Genomic DNA, 9,918 nt, shown 5'->3' with positions numbered 1-9,918 from the left:
GAGAAACAGTTGTTTGACAGTCCGGAACACCGGCGAAAGGAGTTGTGCCGCTTTGTTAATTTCTATAACACTGTGAAGCCGCACCGCAGTTTGAACGGCGATACGCCGTTTGAGGTCTTGCAGGCTTATTTTTCTCAACCTGGGTGTAAACAACGCAACGTTTTCCTACACCTGATAAAACTCTCAGGCCGTCTGAAAACACAGCTGTGCGGTTTGAGTTGTCTGCTTGATATATCAGTTTCATAAAAAGCAAGATATTAAGCAAATTACGTTAAAATAATGCCTTCTGAGTTAATGACATCATTTGCTCAAAAGGCATTATTTTTTATAACACGACACGAAATGTAGGAAAACTTATGCACTCATCCATACAAAGCCGGTTTGCCCCAATTTTATACGTCTTGATTTTCTTTGCCGGATTTTTGGCAGCACAAGTTTGGTTTAATCAGCAAGCCTATTTGACCAACCTTCCCCTTTTGGTCACTGCCATTTCTGCCGTTGCATTGGTTTGGTTGATTTGGGCTGTCGTCTCTGCACGATCCAAAGCAAAAAGCAAGATATTGCATCGTGAGCAGCTGATTCAAAAAGAGAGCATTCATCCTGTTTTGCATGCGACGTTGCAGCGTTCTGACGGCCAAACGGATTTATTGGTTTTGATTGTCCGCAATAGCGGTAAGGGCTTGGCGAAGAATGTGCGTTTTGAGGTAGAGTCTTTGCCGGATCACTTGCCGAGCAAGCTGGTCGCCGATGCGGTTATGCGCTTGGAGATGTTTTCCGGCGGTGTGGATATGCTGGCATCGGGCGAATTGTATGGCGGCGTGTTTGCAAGCATGTTGGCGCTGGCTGCCGAATTGCCGGACCAGACATTTGGCGGCGTGTTGAAACTGAAGGCCACTTATGAAAATGCCTTTGGCGATCAATGCACTTCTGAAAGCATTTTGGATTTGAGCATACTGAATTTCAATTTGTCAGAAATTAAATCCAGTGGCGAGCAAAAGCCCCGCAAGAAATTGTTGTATTGATATTTAAAATATGCAGGCCGTCTGAAACCGAAATACTTGTTTTCAGACGGCCTGTTGTTATTTTTCAAATGATTTTTGAAGAAAAAGAGGCGTATCGGGTATAATAATCAAAGAATTTGAAACGGATTGTCAGGATCGGCAAGCCGTCTCATCATTGTCGTATTTCAAAACCTTACTGATATTTTTTCAATAATCTGTTGCTATGTATCGGAACTTTTTCTGATGTTGGCACTGGCGAAATATTCCTTCAGCCATTTACTCTCAGGAAGCTGCTTATGTTAGTGTGTAATCCTTATGAAGTTGTGATCCATGGTACGACCAGCAAAGGCAAGATTTTCCGACCAAGCGACTGGGCGGAGCGCCTGTGCGGTATTTTGTCTTCCTTCACTAAAGACAACCGCCTTTCCTATTCGAATTGGGTGCGTCCGATTTTGGTGGATAATGTCCGTTGTGTGGCGGTCGATAAAAAGTTGGAAGAAGACAATCCGCAAATGTTCCGTTTCTTGATGGACTTTGCGGCGGATAATGATTTGCGCGTGATTGACTGCAAAGCCTTGCTTAAAGAACAAGAGAGCAAACAGCAGGGCGAAGTGCCGGTCGAGCGCGTTTTGTTGGCGCAGGCGATTGAAGAAAAACATGCCGCCGAGCGTGCGGAAGCGGCCAATGTGCAGTCTGAGCCACAAGCTGCCGCACCTGTGGTCGGCGTATTGCGTGAAATTCAGCCGGAAGAAACTGCAACTGCTTTTGCGGCCTTGAGTGTTCTGCGTTCATCGTTGACCGATATTCACCGTTTTGTCGAACAAATCAACGAGCATCAGCGCAAAACCGGCTACCGTCTGCTGGGTATTTTTGAAGAAGGCAAACAAAATGCCGTAGCCGTATGCGGTTTCCATACTGCACATAACTTGGCCAGCGGTTACCATATCCATATTGATGATCTCGTAACCATGCCGCAATGCCGCCAAAAAGGCTATGCTTCTCGCTTGTTGGAAGAAGTACGTAAAATCGGTGCGGAAACCGGCGCGACCAAAATCCATCTGAATGTCCATGTGAACCATGACCGTGCCAATGCCCATCGTCTCTACTTCAAAAACGGATTTGAAATCTGCGCTTACCATTTCCGTTGCGACCCGAAATAATTTTTGTAGAAAGAGGGAATTCAATGTTGAAGATTTTGACTGCGGCTGTTTTGACACTGAGTTTGGCGGCCTGCGCATCAGGCAGCGGAGGCAGCTCGCAAATGTATGGTGAGATTAAGGCCGGCGTAGAAACCAGCCATCAACGTTGAGACATACAATGACAAGGCCGTCTGAAATAGGTTTTCCTGTTTCAGACGGCCTTTTTGCAATTTGATTAGAGGGGCGTAGAGGTGTCGTTAGAGGCAACAGTCCGATGCAGGCGATACCAATTGTACAGGCGCAAGATGCACAAGAAAGCGATGATGGGCATACAGGCCGCGGTAACCAGATAACGCGGGTTGCTGAAGTTTAAAACGTTGTGACCAGAAAGCAGCGACAAAGCGGCATGCAACCATTCCCAAAAAGACGAAATGCTGAATGCCAAAACAGCCAACAGGCCGAGGGTTCGGAAAATACCGATGGGCAGGATTTGTTGGCGTAATACAGCGCGGTTGAGTTGGAACAAAACAATCAAACCGAAGCCGATGATGCAGACCATGCCGCCGTTGGCGACGATTTGCAGGCTGTTGAAGGCAATGTCGGGTGTGACGGAAATGGTACCAGATTGGTTGGAGGCGGTTTGTTGCAAATTTAAGCCTTGCATGACATTGAGTACGAAACCGTAGATCAGGTCGGCCAAAACGATGCCGATGGGTAGCGGAGTCAAAAAACGTTTCATAGATCAGTTGAGTATTCTATTAGAATGAGGGAGGCCGTCTGAAAATCAAAAATGACGACGTGAGAGTGTATTGTATCCGATAGAAAAGTAGGTTAATGCAAAAATAAATTTAGTTTAAGTCAGAAAATCATGTAATTTTACGCCAACATTATTGCATTGAGAGTACAATCTTCATTATCAAACGTGGAATCAACAGGAAAGGACGTTTACATGAGCGAATTGCAACGTGATTTAACCCGTATCAGTCACAATACCAAAATTGTCGCCACATTGGGTCCGGGCAGCAATAATGTGCAATTGTTGGAAGACATGATCCGTGTCGGCGGTCTTAATGTCATCCGTTTTAACTTCAGCCACGGTACCCCTGAGTTCCATGAAGAAAACGCCCTCATCGTGCGCGAAGCCGCGAAACGTGCAGGTCAGGAAGTGGCTATTCTTGCCGACTTGCAAGGCCCGAAAATCCGTGTCGGCAAAATTGCCGGCGGCAGCATCGAGCTGAATAAGGGTGAAACCTTGATTTTGGATGCCGCACTTGAAGGCGAAGGCACACGCGAAGCGGTTGGCCTGGACTACCGCGATTTGCCAAATGACGTCGTTGCCGGCGATGTTTTGTGGCTGGACGACGGCCTGTTGACTTTGACCGTTGAAGCGGTTGAAGGAAGTAAGATTATTACAAGAGTAGAAAACAGCCATGTACTGAAAAGTAACAAAGGTATCAATAAACGCGGCGGCGGCCTGTCTGCCGGTGCGTTGACCGAAAAAGACTTTCGTGACCTGAAAACGGCGATTGCCATCGGTTGCGACTACTTGGCCATCAGCTTTGTGAAATCTGCTGAAGATCTGCACATCGCACGCGCCAAAGTCGAAGAAGAAATGAAAGGCAGTACAGCCGTACGCCCCGGTTTGGTTTCCAAAATCGAGCGCGTAGAAGCCATTGAAAATCTGGACGAAATCATCCTCGCCAGCGACGGTATTATGGTTGCCCGCGGCGACTTGGCAGTGGAAGTTGGTCATGCCGCCGTTCCTGCCCTACAAAAACGCATGATCCGCCGCGCCCGCGAGTTGCGCCGCTTCAGCATTACCGCGACCCAAATGATGGAATCCATGATTACCAACCCCGTACCGACCCGCGCCGAAGTGAGCGACGTGGCAAACGCGGTGTTGGACGGCACCGATGCGGTGATGTGTTCCGCCGAAACCGCCGTCGGCGCATACCCGTTTGAAACCGTCAGCCAAATGGCGATTATCTGCGCAGCAGCCGAAAAAGAGCAGGACTCGCTCAATGGCGTTGCCGAACAAGTCGAGTATCCCGAAGCCGTCAGCACCAACTTGGCGATTGCCGGCGGCGCAGTCGGCGTAGCGCGTGCGGTTCATGCCAAAGCGATTGTCGCCCTGACCGAAAGCGGCTCAACCGCCTTCGAAATCAGCCGCCACAACATCACTTTGCCGATTTTCGCCCTGACCCCGAGCATTTCCGCACAACGCCGCATGGCGATGTATCGCGGCGTGCGTCCGATGATTTTGGCGACCAGTACCGACCACGATACTGCGCTGAACGAAGTGGAAGCTGTGTTGGTCGAACACCAAATTCTGTGTTCTGGCGACCAATACATCATTACCAGCGGCTCGAAAATGCGTGAATCCGGTTCGACCAACACATTGGAAGTGCTGCAAGTCAAATAATCGAATCAATGTTTTACTAAGTGGAAAAGCAGGCTGCCTTCAGCCTGCTTTTTTGTATTTTGGATATTTGTTATGTAAAAAACCGGTATTATGTAGCAGTTGCACAAAAATTTAACCGATTAAAAACCTTAAAATCCCTATTGAAATTTTCCGTGTCTTATGACAACAAAGTATTGCTCATCGGCGGTGAAACAGAAGGCGGCAAAGCGTTAACATCTGTTCAAACAATGAGCTATGACGGCAAACAATTAAAAGTAGAATAATCTTCTTTTATTCCAAAGAAAAAGGCTTAACCCACTGAAGGTTAAGCCTTTTTTATTAGGTGTTAGTATGAAAAAAGATTGCCACGATGAATAAAAAAGTGCGGTTAAAAAAGAAGATGAATTTCAACCGCACTTAAATTTAATAAAACACCAAGATTTTCTAAGCAAATATGGTCTCTATTTTTATTAAAAATAAACCTTAGGCAGGCTTTTTAGTTTTTCTTTTAGGCTTAATTTTCACGCCGTTCTTTTTCGCCCATGCTTTTAATTTCTTCAAGAAAACCTCTCCCATTGGACGTGGATTACCTGAGAATAAAGTATTTAACCCGTTATTTTTGATAATTTGATGACGCAACGCTAAACGTTCTTCATGATTTTCAGCCAAACGAATAGCGCGCTCAATATATTCATCAATCGTATTTGCAATCAGCCAATCCGGCAAACCTAAACGACGGAATAAACCTTCATCAATGTGTTCGTGTACTTCCGCTCCGGTTTTACAGATACCTACCAATCCCATGGTGACCATATCAATAATGCCATTAGTATTGCCGAACGGAAGTGGATTTAACATCATGTCACAATCCTTAATGAGGCCAAGATATTCTTGGTAAGGCGTTTGCTGATGTGCCGTTGCATCATCTCCTAAATACGATTTAATAAAACGAGCTACATATGGATGCGTAATACCATATGATTGTCCCAGCATAAAATGAAAATGTATTTTCACCGCTGCTTTATCTCTGATAATCCTTAATATTTCCAAGAAATACGGATTTAATTTCATCGTAGTCGCTGCAATACCAATATTGATAACTGCCGGATTCTCACGTAACACATATTCCACATTGGTCGGTGCAAAGGCTGATGGAACATAAGGCAACGCATCTTTTGGAAGACGTAAAAGAGTCTCACTAAAACAATCTTCAGAGCCAACATAATCATCTTCAACCACAACATATTCAATGAAGTCAGAATATGTTGTTGCCGGATGACCTAACGCAATGGCTTGAATTGGCGCAACACGGGTATTGCTGAGGAAGATAGATAACAAATCCATACCAATAGACGGCATATATAAGATTGCAGCTTGATTTTTTTCACAAATATCACGAACAAGCCCCATTCTACTATATATATGATCGTCATGAGGAGATAAAACGAACTCATCAAAAACAGCTCGTCCCTGTTCATCGATTCGCTCACTCCCAATACCAATTAAATAAAAATGTTCACGCGCAGCAATCATGGATGTTGAGTGAGTTCGGTAAATAGAGTGTGCCATGTTGAAATGTTCCAAGATAACAACCATTACCGGTTTTCCATCTCGATAACCAATTTGAGAAACATCAAGATCTTTCCAGCCACATAAGAAATGATTTCGGCGAATCACTGTGTTTAAGGCTTTTTTTACATCATGTTTATTTGGTGCAACATCATAGCTGCAATGCATATACACATCATGACAAATACTATTAGGTACAGAATTTAAATCAGATAATGTGGCAAGCTTTTCAGGGAACCATTGTAAAATCGCAGCGCGCTTTGAAAACGCAGCAGGCGTACCAATAAAGCGCCCTGATTGCAATGCAAAGCAAAGTGAAGCACAAACATCAGGCGCAATATTCCACAGCATATCTAAATTAAGATTTAGGTTAGACTCCGGAAAATACATAATGCAAAACTTCACTAAGGAGTCGCGATTAGACTCAAGCTCAACTTCCAAAGAGCCAGGAACCGGATTTTTGTTATAAACCTGTAAGATATGATCAGCATTAATATAACTTGAGCTTGCAAAAATCATCGCCATCCAACGTTGGAATGAGAAAAAACGCTGCATACCGATATCTGAAATGGTAAGTTCTTGATCAGTAAATAGTTCTGTAATGACATTCGCCATTCTGTGGCAAAAATAGACGACAAGATCCATATCAAGCGTTTCCGCTTGATATTGTTCAGGATAAGAAAACTCAATCTGACCTAAAAGCCCAAAATTGTCATCTAGCTCAGTTAAAATAGCTAATAAAATGCTACAAGCTCGTTCATAGTCTTTTTGTTCTACCGCTTGTTCTAACAATTCAATATTCGGCGAAATCACCTCAGCTTGTTCAGCAGTGGCTTTTTTATTCATCCTAGCTCCTATAGCTAATTACGTGTTAAATGATTATGTATTAATACGTTTAAGTGTATCCCTACTTCATGAATAACCTTTTCAAACGATGACGTCAGACTATCAATCCGAATAGAGGTAATATTTGGATACCATAAATTGTTTCCACTTCCATATCCCCAACGCCAATCGCCAATAAAAGGCAAAAGTAACAATGTTTTCACTCCTAAAGCACCGGCCAAATGCGCAACTGATGTATCCACCGTCACAAGATAATCTAAATTAACTAAATAAGTAGCTGTTTCCCATAAGGTTTTTGCATTTTTGGCTAAATTTGGAATCTGATATTCAGCTAATAATTTTTTTTCTTCAAGATTGCATTCTTTCTGTAAGCAATACCAATTAGCCCCTTCTATATCAAATAAGAGTCTTAAAAGTTCAGGTTGGTGAATAGAACGAAAAGCATCATTTTCATGGGTGGGATTTCCTCGCCAAACAATCCCAATATTCAATTTATCAGGCATTTGTGAAATTTTCTTTTTTGCATTATCAATACTTTGCTGATCGATAAAAAGATAAGGATGACGCTTCACAATTTGATAAAAAGGAAGATCAATATATGCCATGATATCATGTGGAAAACTCCAATAATCAAAACTATCATCCAGCTCAAGATCGATCTTTTTACTATCAATCACGACATCAATATCCAGATGACTCTTCAATAATTTCACAACGGGAGTTTGTGCAATGAGTGTGATTTTTCTTACATTAAGTTGTTTTTTTAGTGCATAAGCTAATTGAGCAAACATCAACTCATCACCCAGACCGAATTCAGTCCAAATAACAAAATGTTTTCCCAATAAATTTTGCCCTTGCCATTTTTTTATTTGATGTACAGCTTTAGGGGGAGTTTTGGTTCTACGTGCATCAGACACCAAAGGTTGGCGCATTTTAAAACCTTTGCAATAATCTCCAGCCGTGATAACAGACAATGCCTTATATATTTCAATACCTTGATGATTAAAGCGTTGTTGAAAAGAAGCCCAACTTGCTTCAACCCCTTCAACTAATCCTAAGGTTTGATAAATATTGCAACGGTACATAATAGGCTCTATGGCAAAGGGAGATAATATTTCCATTTTATCAATCCATTGCAGTGCCATATCAAATGCTCTAGTTTCTAAAAAATAAGAAAGTTCTTGTTCATATACCTCATAGCTTTTATTCTGAACCACTTTCGAAAGTATTAAGATTGGGATCTCATCCGAAGAGGGAAAGATTTCTACAAACTCAGCCACTCTTTTCTTGAATTTATCAAATTGGAGATGACACTTTTTCGGCATTACAATAATACCGTTATTCTTCAAAACCCTCAGACAGCAAATAAAACTGCTGTAATTAAGACTGTAAATTTCATCAACCAAAATAATATCGAAATGATTGGAAGGCAGCCCATGTAATTGATGAGGCTCTCCCATTTCCGGCGTCCAGTTTATTTTGTTTAAATTGGCTATGTAATTTTTATCAAAATTACTCAAAAAAGTAGGATCGCATAACAAAAGTGCGGTCATTTTTTCAGTAGTTTCAAAAGAAGTTTGTGTATTTTCCATAAGAAAAACCTGATAAAAATCGTGAGAGCTTACACTCTCACGATTTTATTTAGATTAGCGTTTACAATTAGCTATTGATTACCATTTGTAACCAACACCTGCCGCAACGCCTTTTTCGCCACTGCTGCTTGCTGCCATATTCAATTTGATAACAACTTTTCCGTTATCCGATGCGCGTGAGTAGCCCACAGCAACGGAAGCTGCACCACCTTGAGAACCTACAGCAGCACTAATCATTGAGTCACCGGCAGTATAAACTTGAGGCAATGCTGTTACTGCCATTGCATTAGCAGCGTAACCACGCATTTCCTTGTTCATCTTATCTACACGGTTGTTTAACTCATTGATCTTAGCCGGACTTCCTGCGACCTGATCTAATGCACGATTCAACTGACCTACAGTTGCGGCATCAGAATCTTTAACACCATCTCCCACATTGTGGATTTGGTTACCGCCCATATCAACGTTTGTACCGTTTTCAACTTTAACAGTATGACCAGCGCCACCTAAGGTTGCATTTTTCGCAGTCAAGTTGCCCGCAACTACAGTTCCTGCAGTCACTTTAGTTACGTTAATGTCATTAGTTAATGCTACAGTGATATTGCCACCAGTTTGACTGATCTTAATATTATCGCTTGCTTTAAATCTAACAACATTATTTGCTGCGTTGATGGTGGTTTCTGTTCCAGGTTCAGTCTGTAAAGTCCAACCTTTATCAACAGCTTGAAGCGCTTTTGACACTTTGCCATCAATGCCATTTGCTGTAGTCAATGCATTAGCTGCATCTGTTGCCGCTTTACCGGCTTTGGTATCTGCCGCTTCAGCTTTCGCTACCGCACCATCAGCTTTGGTATCTGCTGCTACTGCTTTAGCATCTGCTGCTTGAGCCGCTTCTGCCGCTTTACCGGCTTTGGTATCTGCCGCTACTGCTTTAGCATCTGCCGCTTCAGCTTTCGCTACCGCACCATCAGCTTTGGTATCTGCTGCTACTGCTTTAGCATCTGCCGCTTGAGCTGCTTCTGCCGCTTTACCGGCTTTAGTATCAGCTGCTACCGCTTTAGCATCTGCCGCTTCAGCTTTCGCTACCGCACCATCAGCTTTGGTATCTGCTGCTACTGCTTTGTCGTCCGCTGCTTTCGCTGCGTCTGCTGCCGCTACCGCTTTAGCATCTGCCGCTTCAGCTTTCGCTACCGCACCATCAGCTTTGGTATCTGCTGCTACTGCTTTAGCATCTGCCGCTACAGCTTTATCGTCTGCTGCTTTCGCTGCATCTTTAGCTTCGCCTGCTTTCGCTAATGCATCTGCTGCATCTGTTGCCGCTTTACCGGCTTTAGTATCAGCTGCTACCGCTTTAGCATCTGCCGCTTCAG

At 43.3% G+C, this 9,918-nt stretch carries 9 protein-coding genes and 1 pseudogene; 6 read left to right on the top strand and 4 right to left on the bottom strand.

Annotation, left to right across the window (positions count from 1 at the left end; translation table 11 throughout):
• The 4 genes and pseudogenes from ACTHTQ_RS10995 to ACTHTQ_RS10980 form a co-directional block, all read left to right on the top strand.
• Positions 1-175 (top strand): annotated as a pseudogene (locus ACTHTQ_RS10995) (integrase core domain-containing protein); the annotation flags it as partial.
• Between the two features lie 181 nt (positions 176-356).
• Positions 357-1,022, top strand: coding sequence for a hypothetical protein (locus ACTHTQ_RS10990; protein WP_440363941.1), 666 nt, complete (start codon positions 357-359; stop codon positions 1,020-1,022).
• 275 nt (positions 1,023-1,297) lie between these two features.
• Complete coding sequence (locus tag ACTHTQ_RS10985; protein ID WP_308905236.1) at positions 1,298-2,161, top strand: GNAT family N-acetyltransferase; 864 nt, start codon at positions 1,298-1,300, stop codon at positions 2,159-2,161.
• A 23-nt stretch (positions 2,162-2,184) separates the two neighbouring features.
• Entirely contained in the window at positions 2,185-2,310 is a 126-nt protein-coding gene (locus ACTHTQ_RS10980) for a hypothetical protein (RefSeq protein WP_003684698.1), read from the top strand.
• A 65-nt stretch (positions 2,311-2,375) separates the two neighbouring features.
• Here the strand turns inward: ACTHTQ_RS10980 and ACTHTQ_RS10975 are convergent, their stop codons facing one another.
• Complete coding sequence (locus ACTHTQ_RS10975) at positions 2,376-2,879, bottom strand: hypothetical protein (protein WP_440363940.1); 504 nt, start codon at positions 2,877-2,879, stop codon at positions 2,376-2,378.
• A gap of 210 nt (positions 2,880-3,089) precedes the next feature.
• Here ACTHTQ_RS10975 and pyk point away from each other — a divergent pair, with 210 nt between their 5' ends.
• Positions 3,090-4,562 (top strand): pyruvate kinase, encoded by a 1,473-nt coding sequence (gene pyk, locus ACTHTQ_RS10970; RefSeq protein ID WP_049329179.1) that lies wholly within the window; start codon positions 3,090-3,092, stop codon positions 4,560-4,562.
• 20 nt (positions 4,563-4,582) lie between these two features.
• Positions 4,583-4,825: a hypothetical protein gene (locus ACTHTQ_RS10965; protein ID WP_440363939.1), complete on the top strand. Its 243-nt coding sequence runs from the start codon at positions 4,583-4,585 to the stop codon at positions 4,823-4,825.
• A 199-nt stretch (positions 4,826-5,024) separates the two neighbouring features.
• Here ACTHTQ_RS10965 and ACTHTQ_RS10960 read toward each other — a convergent pair whose 3' ends face one another.
• The 3 genes from ACTHTQ_RS10960 to ACTHTQ_RS10950 all read right to left on the bottom strand — a co-directional run.
• Positions 5,025-6,956 carry a UDP-glucose:protein N-beta-glucosyltransferase gene (locus tag ACTHTQ_RS10960; protein ID WP_440363938.1) on the bottom strand — a complete coding sequence of 644 codons (1,932 nt, stop codon included), beginning with the start codon at positions 6,954-6,956 and terminating at the stop codon, positions 5,025-5,027.
• 14 nt (positions 6,957-6,970) lie between these two features.
• Complete coding sequence (locus ACTHTQ_RS10955; protein WP_440363937.1) at positions 6,971-8,548, bottom strand: hypothetical protein; 1,578 nt, start codon at positions 8,546-8,548, stop codon at positions 6,971-6,973.
• Between the two features lie 78 nt (positions 8,549-8,626).
• A partial coding sequence (locus ACTHTQ_RS10950; protein WP_440363936.1) for a YadA family autotransporter adhesin occupies positions 8,627-9,918 on the bottom strand: 1,292 nt, incomplete at its 5' end.

The sequence above is a fragment of the Neisseria sp. P0020.S003 genome (assembly GCF_051957095.1).
Classification (GTDB): Bacteria; Pseudomonadota; Gammaproteobacteria; order Burkholderiales; family Neisseriaceae; genus Neisseria; species Neisseria subflava.
The sequence above is the reverse complement of the archived record's forward strand: the minus strand, read 5'-3'. Positions and strand labels throughout refer to the sequence as shown.